General features: G+C 68.1%; 18 protein-coding genes and 1 rRNA gene (1 of these 19 cut by a window edge). 10 read left to right on the forward strand and 9 right to left on the reverse strand.

What is annotated here, in order from left to right; translation table 11 throughout:
• Positions 1 to 5 precede the first annotated feature (5 nt).
• On the forward strand, positions 6 to 1,145 hold the full coding sequence (locus ACORQU_RS09875) for an acyltransferase family protein (protein WP_491645047.1): 1,140 nt from the start codon (positions 6 to 8) through the stop codon (positions 1,143 to 1,145).
• A 21-nt stretch (positions 1,146 to 1,166) separates the two neighbouring features.
• Here the strand turns inward: ACORQU_RS09875 and ACORQU_RS09880 are convergent, their stop codons facing one another.
• From ACORQU_RS09880 to radC, 5 genes are all read right to left on the reverse strand, one after another.
• Positions 1,167 to 1,919 (reverse strand): SDR family NAD(P)-dependent oxidoreductase, encoded by a 753-nt coding sequence (locus ACORQU_RS09880; protein ID WP_491641017.1) that lies wholly within the window; start codon positions 1,917 to 1,919, stop codon positions 1,167 to 1,169.
• 10 nt (positions 1,920 to 1,929) lie between these two features.
• Complete coding sequence (locus ACORQU_RS09885; RefSeq protein ID WP_491641019.1) at positions 1,930 to 2,355, reverse strand: hypothetical protein; 426 nt, start codon at positions 2,353 to 2,355, stop codon at positions 1,930 to 1,932.
• A gap of 11 nt (positions 2,356 to 2,366) precedes the next feature.
• Positions 2,367 to 3,185, reverse strand: a complete 819-nt coding sequence (locus ACORQU_RS09890) for an SPOR domain-containing protein (protein ID WP_271647434.1) — start codon at positions 3,183 to 3,185, stop codon at positions 2,367 to 2,369.
• Between the two features lie 25 nt (positions 3,186 to 3,210).
• On the reverse strand, positions 3,211 to 4,902 hold the full coding sequence (gene argS, locus ACORQU_RS09895; protein WP_491641020.1) for an arginine--tRNA ligase: 1,692 nt from the start codon (positions 4,900 to 4,902) through the stop codon (positions 3,211 to 3,213).
• Between the two features lie 107 nt (positions 4,903 to 5,009).
• Complete coding sequence (gene radC / locus ACORQU_RS09900; RefSeq protein WP_491641021.1) at positions 5,010 to 5,684, reverse strand: RadC family protein; 675 nt, start codon at positions 5,682 to 5,684, stop codon at positions 5,010 to 5,012.
• 101 nt (positions 5,685 to 5,785) lie between these two features.
• On the opposite strand from radC, the gene coaBC reads away from it, so the two are divergent.
• Genes coaBC through ACORQU_RS09915 form a run of 3 tightly spaced genes read left to right on the forward strand, consistent with a single transcriptional unit; the run spans position 5,786 to position 9,866 of the window.
• Positions 5,786 to 7,045: a bifunctional phosphopantothenoylcysteine decarboxylase/phosphopantothenate--cysteine ligase CoaBC gene (gene coaBC, locus ACORQU_RS09905; protein WP_491645049.1), complete on the forward strand. Its 1,260-nt coding sequence runs from the start codon at positions 5,786 to 5,788 to the stop codon at positions 7,043 to 7,045.
• Complete coding sequence (gene dut, locus ACORQU_RS09910) at positions 7,042 to 7,500, forward strand: dUTP diphosphatase (protein ID WP_271647429.1); 459 nt, start codon at positions 7,042 to 7,044, stop codon at positions 7,498 to 7,500. The genes coaBC and dut overlap by 4 nt, the downstream gene beginning before the upstream one ends.
• A gap of 17 nt (positions 7,501 to 7,517) precedes the next feature.
• Positions 7,518 to 9,866: a phosphomannomutase/phosphoglucomutase gene (locus ACORQU_RS09915; RefSeq protein ID WP_491641022.1), complete on the forward strand. Its 2,349-nt coding sequence runs from the start codon at positions 7,518 to 7,520 to the stop codon at positions 9,864 to 9,866.
• Positions 9,867 to 10,425: 559 nt separating this feature from the next.
• On the opposite strand, the gene ACORQU_RS09920 is transcribed toward ACORQU_RS09915, so the two are convergent.
• Entirely contained in the window at positions 10,426 to 11,079 is a 654-nt protein-coding gene (locus ACORQU_RS09920) for a hypothetical protein (protein ID WP_491641023.1), read from the reverse strand.
• 21 nt (positions 11,080 to 11,100) lie between these two features.
• The gene (gene pyrE / locus ACORQU_RS09925) at positions 11,101 to 11,760 is read right to left on the reverse strand and encodes an orotate phosphoribosyltransferase (protein ID WP_271647426.1); all 660 of its coding nucleotides are present in this window, start codon (positions 11,758 to 11,760) and stop codon (positions 11,101 to 11,103) included.
• 106 nt (positions 11,761 to 11,866) lie between these two features.
• Between pyrE and ACORQU_RS09930 the strand changes: the two genes are divergently transcribed.
• From ACORQU_RS09930 to gloA, 4 genes are all read left to right on the forward strand, one after another.
• Positions 11,867 to 12,667 carry an exodeoxyribonuclease III gene (locus ACORQU_RS09930; protein WP_271647425.1) on the forward strand — a complete coding sequence of 267 codons (801 nt, stop codon included), beginning with the start codon at positions 11,867 to 11,869 and terminating at the stop codon, positions 12,665 to 12,667.
• Positions 12,664 to 14,010 carry an AmpG family muropeptide MFS transporter gene (locus ACORQU_RS09935; RefSeq protein WP_491641024.1) on the forward strand — a complete coding sequence of 449 codons (1,347 nt, stop codon included), beginning with the start codon at positions 12,664 to 12,666 and terminating at the stop codon, positions 14,008 to 14,010. The genes ACORQU_RS09930 and ACORQU_RS09935 overlap by 4 nt, the downstream gene beginning before the upstream one ends.
• Positions 13,988 to 14,215: a hypothetical protein gene (locus ACORQU_RS09940; RefSeq protein WP_491641025.1), complete on the forward strand. Its 228-nt coding sequence runs from the start codon at positions 13,988 to 13,990 to the stop codon at positions 14,213 to 14,215. The genes ACORQU_RS09935 and ACORQU_RS09940 overlap by 23 nt, the downstream gene beginning before the upstream one ends.
• A gap of 293 nt (positions 14,216 to 14,508) precedes the next feature.
• Positions 14,509 to 15,042 (forward strand): lactoylglutathione lyase, encoded by a 534-nt coding sequence (gene gloA / locus ACORQU_RS09945; protein WP_491641026.1) that lies wholly within the window; start codon positions 14,509 to 14,511, stop codon positions 15,040 to 15,042.
• Between the two features lie 58 nt (positions 15,043 to 15,100).
• Here the strand turns inward: gloA and ACORQU_RS09950 are convergent, their stop codons facing one another.
• On the reverse strand, positions 15,101 to 16,219 hold the full coding sequence (locus ACORQU_RS09950) for an anhydro-N-acetylmuramic acid kinase (RefSeq protein ID WP_491645050.1): 1,119 nt from the start codon (positions 16,217 to 16,219) through the stop codon (positions 15,101 to 15,103).
• A gap of 32 nt (positions 16,220 to 16,251) precedes the next feature.
• Entirely contained in the window at positions 16,252 to 17,709 is a 1,458-nt protein-coding gene (locus tag ACORQU_RS09955; RefSeq protein ID WP_271647416.1) for a peptidoglycan DD-metalloendopeptidase family protein, read from the reverse strand.
• A 182-nt stretch (positions 17,710 to 17,891) separates the two neighbouring features.
• On the opposite strand from ACORQU_RS09955, the gene tyrS reads away from it, so the two are divergent.
• Both tyrS and ACORQU_RS09965 read left to right on the forward strand, forming a co-directional pair.
• Positions 17,892 to 19,100: a tyrosine--tRNA ligase gene (gene tyrS / locus ACORQU_RS09960; protein WP_271647415.1), complete on the forward strand. Its 1,209-nt coding sequence runs from the start codon at positions 17,892 to 17,894 to the stop codon at positions 19,098 to 19,100.
• Between the two features lie 561 nt (positions 19,101 to 19,661).
• Positions 19,662 to 19,932, forward strand: a 16S ribosomal RNA gene (locus ACORQU_RS09965); it runs 1,274 nt beyond the window's last position.

Raw genomic sequence — 19,932 nt, forward strand, 5'->3', positions numbered from 1 at the left:
CCCGGATGCCGAGCTCCGCACAGGGACATCTTCCAGGCCTGGATCTGTTGCGCGCCATCGCCATCGTGTGGGTGATGTTCTTCCACTCCTGGGTGGTCGGTGGACTGGGGCCGGACTGGCGCTGGCTGTCCTACTACGGGTGGATGGGGGTGGACCTGTTCTTTGTGCTCAGCGGCTTCCTGATCGGACAGCAGGTGCTGGCGCCGCTGTCGCGGGGCGAGCCGTTGCGCTTTGGCGATTTCTATCTGCGCCGGGCCTTCCGCATCCTGCCGGCGTATTGGGTGGTGCTGGCGCTGTACGTGCTGGTACCGGCCTGGCGCGAGGCGCCGTTGATGGAGCCGCTGTGGAAGTTCGCGCTGATGGTGATGAACCTGGGCAACGACTACAGCCGCTCGGCGTTCTCGCACGCCTGGTCGCTGTGCGTGGAGGAGCATTTCTACCTGGTGTTCCCGCTGTTGGCCTGGGCGTTGATGCGCCGGCCGGCGGTGTGGAAGGTGAGCGTGCTGGCCACCTGCGTGGTGGTCGGCGGCATCGCGCTGCGGAGCGGGATCTGGCTGCACGACACCGCGGCCGAGGCGTCGGGCGCGCCACAGCGCAACTGGTTCGTCGAGGATCTGTATTACCCGACCTGGAACCGGCTCGATGGCCTGCTGTGCGGCGTGCTGCTGGCGACGTTGAAAGTGTTCCGGCCGGCGCTGTGGGCACGCGCGCAGGCCAAGGCGAATGGGGTGCTGATGCTGGGCCTGGCCGTGATGGCACTCGCCTTCTGGCTGACACGGGCCCGTGTCGACCTGATGTCCAACGCCCTGGGCTGGCCGGTGCTGTCGGCTGGGCTGGCGCTGCTGGTATTCGCCGGGGCTGCGCGTGGCAGCTTGATTGGGCGCTGGCAGGTGCCGGGCGCGGGCTGGCTGGCGGGGATCTCCTACAGCCTGTACCTGGTGCACAAGGCGGTGTTCAAGCAGGTCCAGCTGCACCTGGGCGATGCCATCGCCGGCCTGGGCGTGGCGCAGGTGTTGGTCTACGGTGGGGCCGCGCTGCTGGTGGCGGCCGTGCTGCATTACGCGGTCGAACGGCCGGGCCTGCGCCTGCGCGGCCGGGTGCTGGGCACGCGCAGGCCGCCGGTCGTGGCCCGCGAGACGGCCTGAGCCGCGCGCGGGGTCAGGCCGTCACGGGTTGCGCGCGATCTGGAAGCCGGCGAAGGACTGGCTGACCGGCATGATCTCCAACCGGTTGATGTTCAGGTGTGCCGGCAGGTTCGCCACGTAGAAGATCTGCTCGGCGATGTCCTGCGCGGTCATCGGGCTGGCGCCCCCGTACAGGGTGTCCGAGGCGGCTTGGTCGCCGCCGGTACGCACCAGGGTGAACTCGGTTTCGGCCATGCCCGGCTCGATGCTGGTCACGCGCACGCCGGTGCCGTGCAGGTCGCTGCGCAGGCCCAGCGAGAACTGCTTCACGAACGCCTTGGTGCCGCCGTAAACGTTGCCGCCGGTATACGGATAGCTCGAGGCCACCGAGGCGATGTTGATGATCGCGCCCTTGCGCGCGATGAGCGCGGGCAGCAGGCGGTGGGTGAGCGTCACCAGGGCGGTGATGTTGGTCTCGATCATCTGCCGCCACTGGGACAGGTCCGCGTCCTGGGCCGGCTTGGTGCCCAGTGCCAGGCCCGCGTTGTTCACCAGGACGTCGATGTCGGTGAACTCCGTGGGCAGCGATGCCATGGCGGCATCCATCGCTGCCGCGTCGCGGATATCGAATGCGGCGGCGTGGACGACGTCGCGGCCGAAGGCCTCGACCAGGGGCGCCAGCCGTTCCTGGCGGCGGCCGGTGGCGATCACTTTCCAACCGGCCTTGGCGAACAAGTGCACGGCAGCAGCACCGAAGCCGGACGTGGCACCGGTGATCAGGACAGTCTTGGACATGCAGGAACTCCTAGCGAAGCAGCGGGAACGGGCGCGATCGATGCAGCGCGGCGCCGGCCAGGGCGCCCAGTGCGGCGGCCAGTAGTTGCAGGCCGAAGCCGAGCGCGTAGCTGCGTAGCACCATCTGACCGACCAAGCTTAGGGGGCTGTGCGGCATCGTGGTGTGTGCGATCTGGACCAGCAATCCGGTCGCCACCAGCTGCAGCATCAGGACCAGCACCACGGCCACCGGCAGGAAGCGCCGCCCGACGATCCATCCGCCCAGCGCCATGCACAGGGCCAGGATCACGCAGCTGGCAGGCTGGACGAAGCTGTTGCCACCCAGCTCCAGCATCAACAGGCGGCCCGGCAACAGGCGCGCGGCGAGGAAGCCCAGCGCGAAATCCAGGGCGAAGGCGATCGCCGCCGCCACCACGATGCGCCGGCGCGGGCTCATCGCAGCCCGGCTCACCGGGCCTTGATCGCCATCGCCGGCAGTCCGCTGGCGCTGAGCTTGCGCTTGGCCTCGGCCAGTTCGCTGGCGGTGCCGTACGGTCCCATGCGCACCCGGTAGACGGTCTTGCCGCCGGACTGTCCGGATTCGACCCGCGCGCTCAGGCCGAGCATCGCGATCTTGGCCTTGGTCGCCTCGGCATCGCCGGAGGCGCTGAAGCTGCCGGCCTGCAGGATGTAGGCGACATCGCCGGCGGCGCTGGCCACGGCATTGGACTGGGCCGCGGCGGCGACCGAGGTCGGGGCAGGCGAGGCGCTGGGCGTCTTGGTCATCTCGTCCAGCGGCGTGGGCTGCTGGGAGGCCAACGGGGCCGCATCCGGGTTGGGCTTGCCGTTGCCGAGGGCCTTGTCGTCCTTGGCCGCTTCGGCCTGCTGGGTCAACGCCGCGCGCGCCTTGCGCTCTTCCTCGGCCCGCGCGCTGGCGGCCAGTTCGGCGTCGGACATCTGCACTTCGCGGCCCGGCAGCAGGGTATAGAAATCGTACTGGGTGGGCTTGTCGGCCGGCTTGCTGGGCTTGGTCTTGCCGGCGGTGGTGGCCGGGCCGTCCTCACTGGCCACCGGGGGCGGCAGCTCGTCGTCGCTGGCGGCCGCGGCAGGCTGGGCGTCGGGATTCGGGCGCGGACGCACGAAGTCGTTGCCGTCCTTCTTCAGCAGGCCCGGCACGATGAAGAAGGCGGCCGCGCCCAGCACCAGTCCTGCGATCAGCCAGACCCAGCCGGGCGTGCCGTGGCTGGTGTTGCGCTTGGCCTGGGATTTCCCGCGTTTTGCCGGCATCGGTGTGTTCGTCTCTTGAAAGGGGTTACATGCGCTCGGGCGCGGAGACGCCCAGCAGCTCCAGGCCGTTGGCCAGGGCCTGGCGGACCGCGCAGGCCAGGGCCAGGCGCGCGTTGCGCGCGTCGGCGTCGTCGATAAGGATCGGCTCGCCGTCGTACCAGGCCTGGAAAGCATAGGCCAGCTCGCGCAGGTACTGCGCGATGGCGTGCGGTTCCAGCGACACGCCCGCGGCCTCGACCACTTCCGGATAGCGCGACAGCTCCACCATCAGCGAGATGGAGGACGCGTCGGTCAGCGAGGGCAAGGCGGCGATGCCGGCGGCCTGGTCATAGGCCGCATAACCCTTCTCCTCGACCCGGCGCAGCAGGCTGCACACGCGGGCGTGGGCGTATTGGACGTAGAAGACCGGGTTGTCCTTGCTCTGCTCGCGGGCCAGGTCGATGTCGAAGGTCAGCTGCGAATCGGGCTTGCGCGCGATCAGGAACCAGCGCGTGGCATCCGCGCCGGCCTCCTCGATCAGGTCGCGCAGGGTCAGGTAGCTGCCGGCGCGCTTGGAGAGCTTCACTTCCTCGCCGCCGCGCATCACCGTGACCATCTGGTGCAGCACGTATTCGGGCCAGCCCTTGGGAATGCCCACGTCCAGCGCCTGCAGGCCGGCGCGCACGCGCGCCAGCGAGCCATGGTGGTCGGCGCCCAGCTCGGTGATCGCGCGCTCGTAGCCGCGCTGCCACTTGGACAGGTGATAGGCCACGTCCGGCAGGAAATAGGTATAGGTGCCGTCGGACTTGCGCATCACGCGGTCCTTGTCGTCACCGAAATCGGTCGAGCGCAGCCACAGCGCGCCGCCTTCCTCGTAGGTGTGGCCCGAGGCGTTGAGCTTGGCGACGGTCTCGTCGACCTTGCCGTCGTTGTAGAGCGAGCTTTCCAGGAAATACACATCGAAGCCCACCCCGAACGCGGCCAGGTCGGCGTTCTGCTCGCGGCGCAGGTAGGCCACTGCGAAGCGGCGGATGGCGTCGAGGTCCTCGATGTCCGCCGCGCCGGTGATGGTGTGGCCTTCGATCTCGATCGCATCGCCGCGCAGGTAGGCGGCGGCGACGTCGGCGATGTAGTCGCCGTTGTAGGCGGCCTCCGGCCAGTCGGCGTCGCCGGGCTTGAGCCCGTGCAGGCGCGCGGAGGTGGACTTGGCCAGGTTCTCGATCTGCACGCCGGCGTCGTTGTAATAGAACTCGCGCTTGGCGTTCCAGCCGTTGGCGGCCAGCACGCGCGCCAGGCAGTCGCCGATCACCGCGGCGCGGCCATGACCCACGTGCAGCGGGCCGGTCGGATTGGCCGAGACGTATTCCACGCCCACCGTGCGGCCGGCGCCGGAGGCGTTGCGGCCGTACTGCGCGCCCTGGGTCAGCGCGGCCACGGCCTCGCGCTGATAGGCGGCGTTGGCCAGATGAAAGTTGATGAAGCCCGGGCCGGCGATCTCGACCTTGGCGATGTCGTCGCTGGCCGGCAGCGCGTCGACCAGCGCTTGGGCCAGGGCGCGCGGATTGGTGCGCGCCGGCTTGGCCAGCAGCATGGCCGCATTGGTGGCGAAGTCGCCGTGTTCGCGGGTCTTGGGGCGCTCGACCGTGAAGTCCGGGGTGGCGGTCTCGGCAGGCAGGGTGCCGGCCTGGCGCAGGGCGTCGATGCCCTGGTCGATGAGGGCGCGGAGTTCGGATTTCACGTGGGAGGTCACTGCGGCAAACGCGGGACCGCGCATTTTAGCGCAGACCGGGCCGCGCGCCGGCCCGCCTGAATGGCTTCGAGGTCCTCGCGGACAGGACGCCGTGGTCAGACCCAGCCGCGCGCGGCCAGCGACACCGGCGGACCGTCGGCGATCACAAAATGATCCAGCAGGCGCACGTCGACCAACGCCAGCGCCTCTTTCAGGCGCGCGGTGACCGCGCGGTCGGCGGCCGAGGGCTCCGGGTTTCCGCTGGGATGGTTGTGGCCGACGATCACGGCCGCGGCGTTGTGGGCCAGCGCCCGGCGCACGACTTCGCGCGGATGGACTTCGGCGGCATCCACGCTGCCGCTGAACAGTTCCTCGAAGGCCAGGGCCCGATGCCGGGTGTCCAGGAACAGCGCGGCGAACACCTCGCGCGGCTGCGCCCGCAGCTTCAGCGCGAAATAGCGGCCGGCCGCGTGCGGGTCGGTCAAGGCCTGGCCGCGCTCCAGGCCGGCCGCCAGGTGGCGCTGGCCCAGTTCCAGCGCGGCGGCCAGCTGGCAGGCGCGCGCCGGTCCCAGCCCCGGCAGCCGGGCCATGGCCTTGGGGCTGCGGTCCAGCAATCCCCGCAGCGGGCCGTGGGTACCGAGCAGGTCGCGTGCGGTCTGCACCGCGTCGCGCCCGGGCAGGCCCGAGCCGAGGAAGATCGCCAGCAGCTCGGCATCGGACAGGGCGCCGGCGCCGCGCGCCAGCAGTTTTTCGCGGGGGCGCTCGTCGACGGGCCAGTCGCGGATGTGCATGGCGGGTCCTTTGCCGTGCGGCCGCCTCCGTGCGGCCTCATGCCCACTGTGCGTACGCCGGTGCCCAGGCGCTATCAGGGCGCGCGGGGCGGTCGGGTAAGCTGTCGGCCTGTTTCGGTTCGGAAAAATCTGACGTGGCCCAGGCCCTGGAAGGACAACGCATCCTGTTGTGTGTCGGGGGTGGCATCGCCGCCTATAAATCCTTGGAACTGGTGCGCCGGCTGCGCCAGGCCGGCGCGCAGGTGCAGGTGGCCATGACCGCCGGGGCGCAGCAGTTCGTCACCCCGCTGAGCTTCCAGGCCTTGTCCGGCCAGCCCACCCGCACCAGCCTGTGGGACAGCGCCGCCGAGGCCTCCATGGGGCACATCGAACTGGCGCGCTGGGCCGACCGGGTCCTGATCGCCCCGGCCACCGCCGACCTGCTGGCCCATCTGGCGCACGGCCTGGCCGACGACCTGGTCACCACGCTGGCGCTGGCGACCACCGCGCCGATCACCGTGTGCCCGGCGATGAACCACATCATGTGGGGGCATGCCGCCACCCAGGCGAATGTCGACACCTTGCGCGCGCGTGGCGTGCAGGTGATCGGTCCGGAAGACGGCCCGCTGGCCGAGGGCGAGTCCGGGCCGGGGCGCCTGAGCGAGCCGGAGGCCATCGTGGCCGCCCTGGCTGGACGGTCGGCCGACTCCGCGCCGGTGGCCCTCGTGACCGATGGTCCGCTGTCGGGCCTGCACGTGCTGGTCAGCGCTGGGCCGACCTACGAGGATCTGGACCCGGTGCGCTACCTGGGCAACCGCAGCAGCGGCAAGATGGGCTTTGCCGTCGCTGAGGCGGCGGTGCGTCGCGGAGCCAAGGTCACCCTGGTCGCCGGCCCGGTGAACCTCAAGACCCCGTCGGGCGTCACCCGGATCGACGTGCGCTCGGCCGCGCAGATGCGCGCGGCGGTCTTCGACGCGCTGCCGGCGGATATCTACATCGGCGCAGCCGCCGTGGCCGACTACACCCCGCGGGTGCCGGCGCCGAACAAGATCAAGAAGTCCAGCGAGTCGCTGGCCCTGGACCTGGTGCGCACGCCGGACATCCTGGCCGAGGTCGCCGCTTCGGAGGAGCCGCTCAAGCTGGTGGTCGGTTTCGCCGCCGAGACCGAGCGGGTCGCCGACTACGCGCGCGGCAAGCTGGCGGCCAAGCGCCTGGACATGATCGTGGCCAACCGCGTGGGCATTCCCGACGGCGGTTTCGAGAGCGATCGCAACGCGATGACCGCCTTCTGGAAGGATGGTCAGCGCGAGTTCCCTTCGGCCCCCAAGACCGAACTGGCCGATGCGCTGGTCGAACTGATCCAGGAGCGCCTGACCGCATGAGCCTGCCCATGGAAGTGAAACTGCTCGACCCGCGCTTCGGCGACAGCTGGCCGCTGCCGGCCTATGCCACCGCCGCATCGGCCGGGATGGACCTGCGTGCGGCCCTGGAAACGTCGCTGACGCTGGCCCCGGGCGAGTCGGCGCTGGTCCCCAGCGGCATCGCCATCCACCTGGGCGATCCCAACCTGTGCGCCGTGGTGCTGCCGCGTTCGGGCCTGGGGCATCGCCATGGCATCGTGCTGGGCAACGGCACCGGCCTGATCGATGCCGACTATCAGGGCCCCCTGCTGATCAGTCTGTGGAATCGCAGCGCGGAGTCCTTCGTGATCCAGCCCGGGGACCGCGTCGCGCAGTTGGTGGTGTTGCCCATCGCGCGCGTTCAGTTGAAGATCGTGGATACTTTCGTAGAAAGCGCGCGTGGAGAAGGGGGCTTTGGCCACACGGGCGTCCGCTGACAGGGGCAGATGTACGCATGGCCGGATCGAAACTGGGGAACGCCAAGCAGGATTCGACGCAGAAGATCCTGCTGCTGTCGGTCCTGTTGATACTGCTGGCCGGATGGTTCGGCTGGAGTGGCTGGGTGCAGATGCGCGAGGACGCGCGCCATGACGCGCTGATCGAAGCACGCGATGCCGCGGTCACCGCGCTGACGCAGACCATCAAGCGTCAGACCGATCGTCTCAACGAGCGCGTGGCCAGCCCGGCCATGCAGGCCGCCGTGGCGGCCGACGACACCGTGGCCGTCGGCGCGGCCATCCAGAGCGGCTGGCCGGAGGTGCAGAGCGTGGCCCTGCTGCCGATCGAGCTGCAGCAGGCCTATGCCGATGCGGCCACGTTCGGCTACAGCCGCCTGGCGCTGCTGGAGTCGGCCGCGCAGGCCAAGGGCGCGGTGGTACGCGCCGTGCGCGATGGCAAGGACACCGGCCTGGGCATGGCGGTGCCGGTGAGTTCGCGCTTGCTCTATGTGCGCCTGCCGATCACCCTGCTGACCGGCGCGCTGGACCAGGCCCGCATGTCCGACGCCTACCTCGGCCTGCGGCAGGGAGACTACACACTGCGCGAGATCGGGCAGACCGATCTGTCCGGCAGCGCCGATGCGCTGTCACGCCCGGTGGGTAGCTCCGGTTTGCGCGTGGTCGCGGGATTGCCGGCCAAGACCGAGGGTCCGATGGGTCTGGGCGCGATGCCCTGCCTGATCGTGGCGGGGCTGCTGGTGGTGCTGGCCATCCTGGTGGCGCTGCTGGCCATGGGCCGGCTCAAGGTGCCCAAGCTGGCGCGCAAGGGCGCAGGCGAGGAAGAGGATTCGGGCCTGACCCTGGGCCAGGCCCTGCAGGTCGGGGCGTCTGCGCCGCCCTCGCCGGGCGCGCCCGGGACCCCCGCCGAGGCCCCGGACGCCGCAGCCGCGAGCGCCGAGGCCGCTGTCGTGGCCAAGGCCGCGCGTTCGGTCACGGTGGATCCGGGCATCTTCCGCGCCTATGACATCCGCGGCGTGGTCGGCAAGACCCTGAGCGTGCCGGTGGCCGAACTCATCGGCCAGGCGATCGGCTCGGTGATGGCCGAGCAGGGCCTGACCGAAGTGGTCGTGGCCCGCGACGGCCGCCTGTCCGGCCCGGAAATGTCCTCGGCCCTGATCGAAGGCCTGCGCAAGGCCGGTCGCGATGTGATCGACATCGGCATGGTGCCCACGCCGGTGGCGTATTTCGCCGCGTTCCACCTGCGCACCGGCACCTGCGTGGCGGTCACCGGCAGTCATAACCCCCCGGACTACAACGGCTTCAAGGTCGTGATCGGCGGTGAGACCCTCTCCGGCGCCACCATCACCGACCTGTACACGCGGATCAGCGAGAACCGCCTGCACAGCGCCGAGCGCGGCAACCTGCAGCAGCGCGAAGTGGCCGAGGACTACGTCCAGCGCATTGCCGAGGACGTGCAGCTGGCCCGTCCGCTCAAGGTCGTGGTCGATGCCGGCAACGGCGTGGCCGGCGAACTGGCGCCGATCCTGATGGAGGCGATCGGCGCCGAGGTGGTGCCGCTGTATTGCGATATCGACGGCACCTTCCCCAACCACCATCCCGATCCGAGCGAACCGGACAACCTCAAGGACCTGGAACAGACGGTCAAGCGCTTCGATGCCGATATCGGCCTGGCCTTCGACGGCGATGGCGACCGGCTCGGCGTGGTGACCAAGGCCGGCCGCGTGGTGTTCCCCGATCGCCTGCTGATGCTGTTCGCCGCCGACGTGCTCGAGCGCAATCCCGGTGCGATGGTGATCTACGACGTCAAATGCACCGGTGGCCTGCAGGGCTGGGTCCTGCGCAACGGTGGGACGCCGCTGATGTGGCAGACCGGGCATTCGCTGATCAAGGCCAAGATGCGCGAGACCGGCGCCGAGCTGGCCGGTGAGATGAGTGGCCATTTCTTCTTCCAGGAGCGCTGGTACGGGTTCGACGATGGCCTGTATGCGGCGGCGCGCCTGCTGGAGATCCTGGCCGCCCGCGACGAGACCCCGGACGAGGTGCTCGACGCCTTGCCCGACAGTGTGTCGACTCCCGAGATCAAGGTCCCGGTCGCCAGTGGCGATGCGCATGCGATCGTCGAGCAGTTCCTGGCGTCGGCCCAGTTCGATGGCGCGCGGCTGTCCACCATCGATGGCCTGCGCGCGGACTGGGACGACGGCTGGGGCCTGATCCGGGCGTCCAACACCACGCCGATCCTGGTCCTGCGCTTCGAGGGAGAGAACAGCGCTGCGCTGGAGCGGGTCCGCTCCGCCTTCCGCGAGCAGCTCAAGGCCGTCGCGCCGGACCTGACGCTTACGTTCTAGCCGGGCCTGGCGGGGTAGGGCGACAGCAGACCAGCGCTGCTGCCTTGCCTGCCTTTCCTTTGGTGGGACCGAAGAGCGCGCTAGCGCGGGGTTTGATGCATGCTGACAGCAGCCCCGCCCACACCAGGCAGAGTGTCAGCGCGACGTGCTCCAGGGGCTGTGCCATCCACGAACCCGCCGTGACCTGCACGGCGATGCCACGCACGGCTACGGTCTTGCGGCGTCGCTGGAAGCGGGGACGCAGACAAGAAGTGACCGCAGGCAGCGGCGGGGGCGTGGGCTAGCGCTGGTCGTGGCCGCACCGCAGATTCGCCTAGGCGATGGCGTCGACCTGTCTGGCGGCGTGCGGGCCGTCCTGGTGCAAGGTCTCCTCCCCGAGACGCTGGTCCGGCGCTGGGATCAGCCGGTCGGCGTGCTGCCGCTCTTGAGTTCCCGGTAGCGCTGCAGCGTGTCCTGGACCTCGCTGCTGAGTTCACGGCGATGGCGTCGAGCTGTCGGGCGGCGTGCGGGCCGTCCTGGTGCAAGGTCTCCTCCCTGAGACGCTGGTCCGGCGCTGGGATCAGCCGGTCGGCGTGCTGCCGCTCTTGAGTTCCCGGTAGCGCTGCAGCGTGTCCTGGACCTCGCTGCTGAGTTCACGGCGCTGCTGTTCGAAGCTCTGCAGCAGCGCCTGCTGGCGCATCAGTTCGAGGTGGCGTTGGCGGATCTCATCGGCCAACTTGGCGTTGACCGGCTTGCCGGCCAACTCGGCGCTGCCGGCCTGTTGCAGCTTGCTGACCAGGCCGTCGCGCAGGCTGGCGACGTTGTAGCGGGCCGTGTCCACACTGTTGTCCACGATCGAGGTGCGCTCGTCGAAGACGCGCTTGAGCTGCTCTTCATTGGGATAGGACAGCAGCATGGCCTGCTCGGTGCGCCGACGGGTGTCTTCGGCGGCCTTGTCGGCCCGGGCCTGTGCGGCGGCGGCGGCGGCCTCGGCGCGCTCATCGGCACTCATGGCCTGATCCACTTCGCCCACGCGCATCCCGCTCTTGGCGCTGAACTCGTCGCGTGCACTGTTCACCTGGTCCGGCGGCAGCGCATCACTGCAGGTACGACCGCTCTTGGGGTCGTTCCAGCAGTAGAGCTTCTTGGGCTTTGCCTTGTCCTGCGCGGCTTGTGCCGGCAGGGCCGTCGCCGCCAGCGGAATCAGGAGCAGAGCGAGGATGGACCTGGACATGAGACAGCCCCCTGCTGTCGGTTACGTCGCGGCCGAGCCGTAACGGGCCCGATAGGCCAGCAACTGCTCGCGATGGCCGACAAGTTCGGCGTTTTCCCCGGCGAATGCAAGCAGGTCCTGCAGGCTGGCCACGGCGATCACCGGCACGCCGGTCTCGGCGGCTACGCTCTGGGCGGCAGAGCGCCGCTCGCCGGCCTCGTTCAGGATTTCCTGGCGGTCCAGCGCCACCACGATGCCGGCCGGGCGGCCGCCGGCGGTGTCGATCAGGGCCAGGGCCTCGCGGATGGCGGTGCCGGCGGTGATCACGTCGTCGACGATCAGCACCCGGCGCTCGTCCAGCGGCGCGCCGATCAGGGTGCCGCCTTCGCCATGGTCCTTGGCCTCCTTGCGGTTGAAGGCCAGCGGCAGGTCGCGCCCGCGGCGGGCGAATTCCACGCCCAGCGCCGTGGCCAGCGGGATCCCCTTATAGGCTGGCCCAAACAGCAGGTCGAACTCGACGCCCGCCGCCTCGATGGCATCGGCATAGCAGACGGCCAGCTCGGCCATGGCCGCGCCACTGTCGAAGCGCCCGGCGTTGAAGAAATACGGGCTCAGGCGCCCGGACTTGAGGGTGAACTCACCAAAGCGCAGCGCGTTGGCGCGCAGGGCCAGCTGCAGGAAGCGCGAGCGATGGTCGGACATGGCGGACAGGCCTGGAAGTGGGGGGCGCGAAAGGGTAACAGGCAGCGCACCGGTCGCTGGACGGTATGCTGGGGGCTTGTCCGCTGCTCCAGACTTGTCAGACCTCATGCGCATCATCAGCTTCAACGCCAACGGCCTGCGTTCGGCCGCCTCCAAGGGCTTTTTCGACTGGTTCAACGAGCAGGACGCCGACGTGCTGTGCGTCCAGGAGACCAAGGCCCAGGAGCACCAGCTCACCGGGCCGGCGTTCCTGCCGGCCGGCTACAAGGCCTGGTTTCGCGACGCCACCACCAAGAAGGGCTACTCGGGTGTGGCGATCTACAGCCGCCGCGAGCCGGACGAAGTGCGCACCGCGCTGGGCTGGGAGGCCTTCGACGAGGAGGGGCGCTACATCGAGGCGCGCTACGGCAACCTGAGCGTGGTGTCGTTCTATATCCCGTCGGGCTCGTCGGGCGAGGTCCGCCAGGACTACAAGTTCAAGGTGATGGACTGGCTGCGGCCGATCCTGGACCAGTGGCTGGCCAGTGGCCGCGACTACGTGCTGTGCGGGGATTGGAACATCGTGCGCAGCGCGCTGGATATCAAGAACTGGAAATCCAACCAGAAGAACTCCGGCTGCCTGCCACCGGAGCGCGACTGGCTCAACGGCCTGTGTGCCGACCAGGCGGCCGATGCCGACCTGGCCAGTGGGCGCGGCTGGGTCGATGTCTATCGCGCGCTGCATCCGGCCGGTGAGGACTACACCTGGTGGAGCAACCGCGGCCAGGCGCGGGCCAACAACGTGGGATGGCGCATCGATTACCAGTTCGCCACCCCATCCCTGCGTGAGCGCCTGCAGGGCTGCGCGATCTACAGGGCCGAACGCTTCTCCGACCATGCGCCGTTCATCGTGGACTACGCGCAATGAGCGATCGCAAGGCGCCTGCCCCGGCGCGGCGCTACAAGGGCTGGCGTGGCATCCGCGATGCCTTCGGCACGCCCTCGGCGTTGACCATGGCCCTGCTGGGCTTCGGCAGCGGCCTGCCGTTCCTGCTGATCGCCTCACAGACCCTGTCCACGCGCCTGCGCGATGTGGGCCTGCAGCTGGGCGAGATCGGCCTGATCAGCCTGGCCAGCTTCTTCTACCTGCTCAAGTTCGCCTGGGCGCCGTTGATCGACCGCTACCGGTTGCCGCTGCTGGCCGGGCTGGGCCGACGTCGCTCGTGGCTGCTGACCGCGCAGTTGCTGGTGACCATCAGCCTGTTTGCCCTGGGCGCGATGCGTCCGGAGCTGGGCGTGGGCGGGCTGGTGGCCTGGGTGCTGGTCGGCTCTTTTGCCGGGGCGACGCAGGATTCGGTGGTCGACGCCTACCGGATCGAGATCGCGCCGGAGAGCGCGCAGGCCGCGCTGGCGGCGACCTACATCCTCGGCTACCGCGTGGCGCTGATCGTCAGCGGCGCCGGCGCGCTGTACCTGGCCCAGTTTGAGGGCTGGCGCATCGCCTACTTCGGCATGGCCGCGCTGATGCTCATCCCGGTGATCACCACGCTGCTCAGCCGCGAGCCGGTGCAGCCGGAGGCCACCGTGGTGCGCCGGATCGACTTCGCCGGGGCGTTCTGGCAGCCGATCGTGAGCTTCTTCACCACCAATGGCTGGAAGCTGGCGCTGGGCCTGCTGCTGTTCGTCGGGCTGTACAAGTTTCCGGACCAAGTGATCGGGGTGATGGCCGGCCCGTTCTACTTGGATTCGGGCTTCACCAAGGCCGACATCGCCACGGTCTCTAAGCTGTTCGGGGTGTGGATGAGCATCGTGGGGGCCTTCGGCGGGGGCGTGGCGATCGCCGCCTTCGGCTTCCGGCGGATGCTGCTGGTGGCGGCGCTGGCCGTGGCCCTGTCCAACCTGGCCTTCCTGCTGATGGCCCAGCACCCGGGACAGCTGTGGGCCTTCTACGCGGCGTTGAGCGCGGACAATTTCTCGCAGGGCTTTGCCGGCACGGTGCTGGTGGCGTTCATGTCCTCGCTGACCGACCGCAATTTCACCGCGACCCAATACGCCCTGCTGGTCTCATTGGCCAATCTGCCGGGCAAGTTCGTGGGCGGCGTGTCGGGCTATATCGTCGAGGCGACGTCCTATTCAGCCTTCTTCACCCTGAGCGCGCTGACGGTGATCCCCACCTTGGGCTTGCTTGCGTGGCTGTGGCGTCGTATCAAGGAGCCCGAATCCAGGACAGGCGCTGCCCCCGAAGCCCATGACCGACCTGCTCATCCGTGACCTCGACCCAATCCTGACCGACCGCATCCAGCGGGTGTCGGCCGCCCGTGGCTGGAGCATCCCCGAAACCATCACCCGCCTGCTCGAACACGGCCTGTTCTCGGTCGAGTCCGAGGTGCGCGGAGGCTTCAGCGATCCCGAAGTCAGCGCCCTGTCCGACGCCATTGCCGCCCTCAGAGCCGTGCCGCAGGGCGCGACGTTCTAAGGCCTCAGGTGGCGGTCGCGCCCATGCGCCGCGACCGCAGCATTCAGGCGCGGACGCGCGCTGGCTCGGCGGCGCGTGCCAGTTCGGCCTGGCCGTGGAGTGTGGCCCGCGCAGGCTAGGTGCCGTATCGCGGTCAGGTTGGGCGCGCAGTCCAGTCGGTAAAGATCGACCCCGGGATCCAGTTTTCCCGATCATGGGTTGGTGCATCAGCGGCGCGCTTCCTCCCGCCACCGCGCCGGTCACCTGGGCGGCGCACCGCTGCATCGGGTTGTGCAAAAACTTAAGGATCCCCCATGACCTTCACTTCCGAATCCCACCCTGGCGTGAAGCCGCCGACCGCCGACACCGAGGGTTTCGTGCTCAACCACACGATGCTGCGGGTCAAGGACCCGGCGGTATCGCTGGCCTATTACACGCATGTGTTCGGCATGAGCCTGCTGCGCAAGCTCGATTTCCCGGAGATGAAGTTCTCGCTCTACTTCCTGGCCCGGCTCAACGATGCCGATCAGGTGCCCGATGACGTCGGCGAGCGCACCCGCTGGACGTTCGCCCAGCGTGGCGTCCTGGAGCTGACCCACAACTGGGGCACCGAGGACCAGGCCGATTTCGCCTACCACGACGGCAACGCGCAGCCGCAGGGCTTCGGCCACATCTGCTTTGCCGTGCCGGATCTGGCCAAGGCGGTGCAGTGGTTCGACGACAATGGGGTCCAATACGTCAAGCGGCCCGAGCAGGGCAAGATGAAGGACGTGGCCTTCGTGAAGGACCCGGATGGCTACTGGATCGAGATCGTCCAGCCCAGCCTCAACGCCAATCTGGGCCGTTGATCCGGACACCGTGCGCTGCACCCCAAAGGGTGTGGCGCTCCCGAAGGAAACGCCAGGCCTACGCGGGGTAGAGCGCGCCCAACACGCGCAGGCCCTTGGCGCCACTGACACTGGGCAGGTTGCCCGGCCGACCGGCCAGGGTTTCGCGGGCCAGCCAGGCAAAGCCCATCGCCTCCACGTAGTCCGGATGCAAGCCGTGGACCTCGGTCGACTCGACCGTCATGCCGGCCAGGCGCAAGGCCAGACGCTGCATCAGCAGCGGATTGTGGACGCCGCCTCCGCAGACCATGACCCGCTTGGTCTCGGCCTGGGTCGCGCGCAACGCCTCGGCGACCGTCAGTGCGCTCAGCTCCACCAGCGTGGCCTGCACGTCGGCCGGCGCCAGCGTCGCGTCTCCCAGCTTGGCGTCCACCCAGTCCAGGTGGAACTGCTCACGTCCCGTGCTCTTCGGCGGAGGAAGGGCGAACCAGGGCTCGTCCAGCAGGCGCTCGAGCAGGTCGGCATCGACCTGGCCACTGGCCGCAAACGCGCCACCCGCGTCGAAGGCCTGTCCGGTGTGGCGCTCGCACCAGGCATCGAGCAGGGCATTGGCCGGGCCGGTGTCGAATCCGCGGATCTCGCCCTGGCTGGGCAGCAGGGTCAGGTTGCCGATGCCGCCCAGGTTCAGCACCGCGCGGTCTTCCTGGGCACTGTGCAGCATGGCGGCGTGGAAAGCGGGCATCAGCGGCGCGCCATGCCCGCCAGCGGCCACGTCGCGGCGTCGGAAATCGGCCACCGTGGAAATGCCGGTGCGCTCTGCAATCACGTTGCCGTCGCCCATCTGCCAGGTGAAGGGGAAGGCCCCTTCAGGGCGATGGCGGACGGTCTGCCCATGTGAACCAATCGCACGCACCTGCTTGGGTTCAAGCCCGGCCTGAGAGACCAGGCGTCCGGCGGCATGGGCAAAGGCCAGGGCCACCTGGACGTCCAGCTCGCCCAGTTCGTCCAGCGATGTCGCCTCGCCGCCCTGGCCCAGCTCGATCAGGCGGGCGCGCAGCGCGTCGTCCCAGCGATAGGTGCGGCCCAGCACGAGCTGAGGATCGGGGTCGAAGCGGACCAGGGCCGCGTCGATTCCGTCGGCACTGGTTCCGGAGATCAGGCCCAGATAGAGGTCGCCTGGCGCGGCCTTGCGCGCCAGCGGTCCGCCGGCACGTGGCGCGCCTGGCGGAGTCACTGTTTTGAAAGGGGGCTGTGCGAGGCGTCCAGCGCCTGGGCCAGGCTCACCTTGCCCTGCGATGGGGCCGGCGCGGCATCGGCATAGATCGCGCTTTCCACCGTGCGGATCCGTGCCATCGCACTGGAGGTCTGGGTCTTGAACTGCGCCAGCACCTTGCCCGACAGCGGCTCCGGCGGCGGCATGGTCACCGTCAGCGGGTTGCGGTGGACGCCGTTGACGCGGAATTCGTAGTGCAGGTGCGGACCGGTCGCCAGTCCGGTCATGCCCACGTAGCCGATGACCGTCCCCTGGGCGATACGCTCGCCGCGGTGGATCTTGGCAAAGCGCGACATGTGTCCGTAGAGGGTGGTGCGGCCGCGGCCATGATCCAGGATCACGACGTTGCCATAGCCACGCTGCTGCCCGACGAACTGCACGCGCGCGTCACCGGCGGCCATGATCGGCGTGCCGCTGGCGGCCGCGTAGTCCACGCCCTTGTGCATCCGCATCTTGCCCAGCACCGGATGGTGGCGCGCGCCGAAGCGCGAGCTCAGCCGTGCGTAGGGAATCGGCATACGGATGAAGCTCTTCTTCAGCGGGCGACCGTTGGCGGTGAAGTACTGCGCCTGGCCGCCCGGTGGTGTGAAGCGGAAGCCTGAATGCAGCTTGCCGTCCACGGTGAAGGTCGCCGCCTGCACCGGACCGGTGGCCACCAGCTGGCCCTCGCGCCAAGTCTGCTCGACCACCACGCTGAAGCGGTCGTCAGCGTCCAGGTCGGAATTGAAGTCGATGTCGTACTTGAAGATGTCGTCGGTCAGCGCGTTGATGTTGGCCGCGGTCAATCCCGCCTTGCGCGCCGAGCGATTGAGCGAAGTGCCCACGCGGCCGCTGAGCACGGCGGTGCGCGTGCTGACGTCGCGCTTGATCACCCTTTCGGCAACCGCGCTGTCGGTCACGTCGAGCTGGACGCGCGTGGCCATGTCCCGGTCGTAGCGCAGCGCACGCAGGGCGCCGCCCTGCGGTAGATCGAAGGCCAGCTCATCGCCCGGATGCAGGTGGCTCAACGCCTGGGCCGCATCCTTGTTCTCCAGGATGCGCGCCAGGGTGGATGCCGGCACGCCCATGTCTTCGAACATCCCGCTGAGCGTCTGCCCCGGGCGCACGCTCACGGTCATCCAGTTGTCGGGAAGGGCCGCGCTGGCCTTGTCCGCGTCGAGCGGCGGCAGCGCCAGCGGCAAGGTCGCCAACGGCTTGATCGTCGGCTGCATCGCCGTCGAAAAGCCCGGCACGATCGTCGCCACCATGATGCCGATGGTGGTGAACAAGGAGGCATGGATCCACTGCCGGCGCGTCCAGCGGCCCTTGGGCAGGTGTCGGGTCACGTGCTGATGAATCGCCGATTCCCTGAGAACTTCCAGTCTTTCGCGGAAACGCTGCTTATTGCGGCGGCTGCCGTCCCCCGGTATCTGCATCGATGTCTTCACCCTGGGGCCCAAGAGGAAGGCCCAATCCGGCTACCATAGACAGGCGGGAAGTGCAGGTCAAACCTTTGAGTCGATTGGATTTTTCGTCCAGATCGTCGTTAACCTTGGTTTAACCGTACGTTCAAGTTTGTCGTCACGGCCCGCCTGTCTTCATTCATCCAGGAAGTCACGTGTCACACGCGGAAGCACTGCAACTGATCGGTCGTGGAGCCGATGAAATCCTCAAGCTCGAAGAACTCGAGCAACGCCTGCGGACCGGCCGGCCGCTGCGGATCAAGGCGGGTTTCGACCCGACCGCGCCGGACCTGCACCTGGGCCACACGGTCTTGTTGAACAAGATGCGCCAGTTTCAGGAACTGGGACATCAGGCCATCTTCCTGATCGGCGACTTCACCGGGATGATCGGCGATCCAACCGGCAAGAACGTCACCCGCAAGCCCCTGACCCGCGAGGACGTGCTGAGCAACGCGGAGACCTACGCCGAGCAGGTGTTCAAGGTGCTCGATCGCGAGCGGACCGAGGTGCGCTTCAATAGTGAGTGGTTCGGGCAGATGTCTGCCGCCGACATGATCCGCCTGGCCGGGCAGCACACTGTGGCGCGCATGCTCGAGCGTGACGACTTCGCCAAGCGCCATGCCGCCCAGCAGTCGATCGCCATCCACGAATTCCTTTATCCGCTGGTCCAGGGATACGACTCGGTCGCCCTCAAGGCGGACGTCGAACTGGGCGGCACCGACCAGAAGTTCAACCTGCTCATGGGCCGTGGCCTGCAGGAGCATCACGGGCAGCCGCCGCAGATCGTCCTGACCATGCCGCTGCTGGAGGGGCTCGACGGCGTCAACAAGATGTCCAAGTCCTTGGGCAACTACATCGGCATTGCCGAACCGGCGATCGATATCGTCACCAAGACGATGAAGATCGGTGACACCTTGATGTGGCGCTGGATCGAGCTGCTGAGTTTCGAGATCGGCGTTGCCGAAGCCGAGGACCTGCGGGCGCAGGTCGCGTCCGGCGCCCTCAACCCGCGCGACGTCAAATTGCGCCTGGCCCGCGAACTGGCAGCGCGCTTCCACGATGCCAGCCAGGCCGAGACGGCCGTTGCCGGCTGGCATGCGGTGGTCCGCGGGGAGGGCGACACCACACTATTGCCATTGCAGGACGTGGTCGTTCCCGCCGAAGGACTCCGCATCGGCGCCTTGCTGACCGCTGCGGGCGTGACGCCCAGCAACTCCGAGGCCGGCCGCAAGCTCAAGGAGCGTGCGGTCAAGGTCGATGGCGTCGTGATCGAAGATGCCGGGCTGCAGTTCTTGCCGGGTTTCGAGGGCGTACTCCAGGTCGGCAAGCGCAATTTCGCGCGGGTGCGATTGCTGGCAGGCTGAGCTCAAGCCTGCGCAAAGCCCGCTGTGGCGGGCTTTGCGGTGCATCACGTCAACAACTTTGAAAAAAGTTGTCACGACCCCTTCACAAATGCGGAAGGCGCGCCCATAATTCGCGCCCCGCTTCGGCGCGGCCTGGTTTGACCGGGTTGAGTGGAGGGGGGATCCGGCATGAAGCTTTCACGAAGGACTTGACGGATTGCGAAACGCCTGCATAATGGGCGGCTCGCTTCGGCAACACCGGCTCAGCGGTACGGGCTTAGGGATGCGGAAGCGGGGTTCGAAAATTCCTCATCACGAGGTGTTGACGGACTTCGAAACTGCCCTATAATGGGCGGCTCGCTGAAGCGGAAACGCTTCGGCACACGAAGGAAGGCGCTGAGGCCGACTTCGAGCTCTTTGAAAGTATGCGCAGGTGACTTGTGTGGGCGCCTGCAGGAAGGACGAGCTGTCCATCTTGCAGATGACTTATACAAGCACATAGAGATTGTAGAAATGCAAGCGATACGTAGCTTGGATTGGACGTCTGCATTCAAAGCTTTTTGCCGCAAGGCAATGCAGTTTTAAGTGAAGAGTTTGATCCTGGCTCAGAGTGAACGCTGGCGGTAGGCCTAACACATGCAAGTCGAACGGCAGCACAGGAGAGCTTGCTCTCTGGGTGGCGAGTGGCGGACGGGTGAGGAATACATCGGAATCTACCTTTTGGTGGGGGATAACGTAGGGAAACTTACGCTAATACCGCATACGCCCTTCGGGGGAAAGCCGGGGACCTTCGGGCCTGGCGCTGATAGATGAGCCGATGTCGGATTAGCTAGTTGGTGAGGTAATGGCTCAC

This window comes from Pseudoxanthomonas sp. JC1303 (assembly GCF_058448525.1).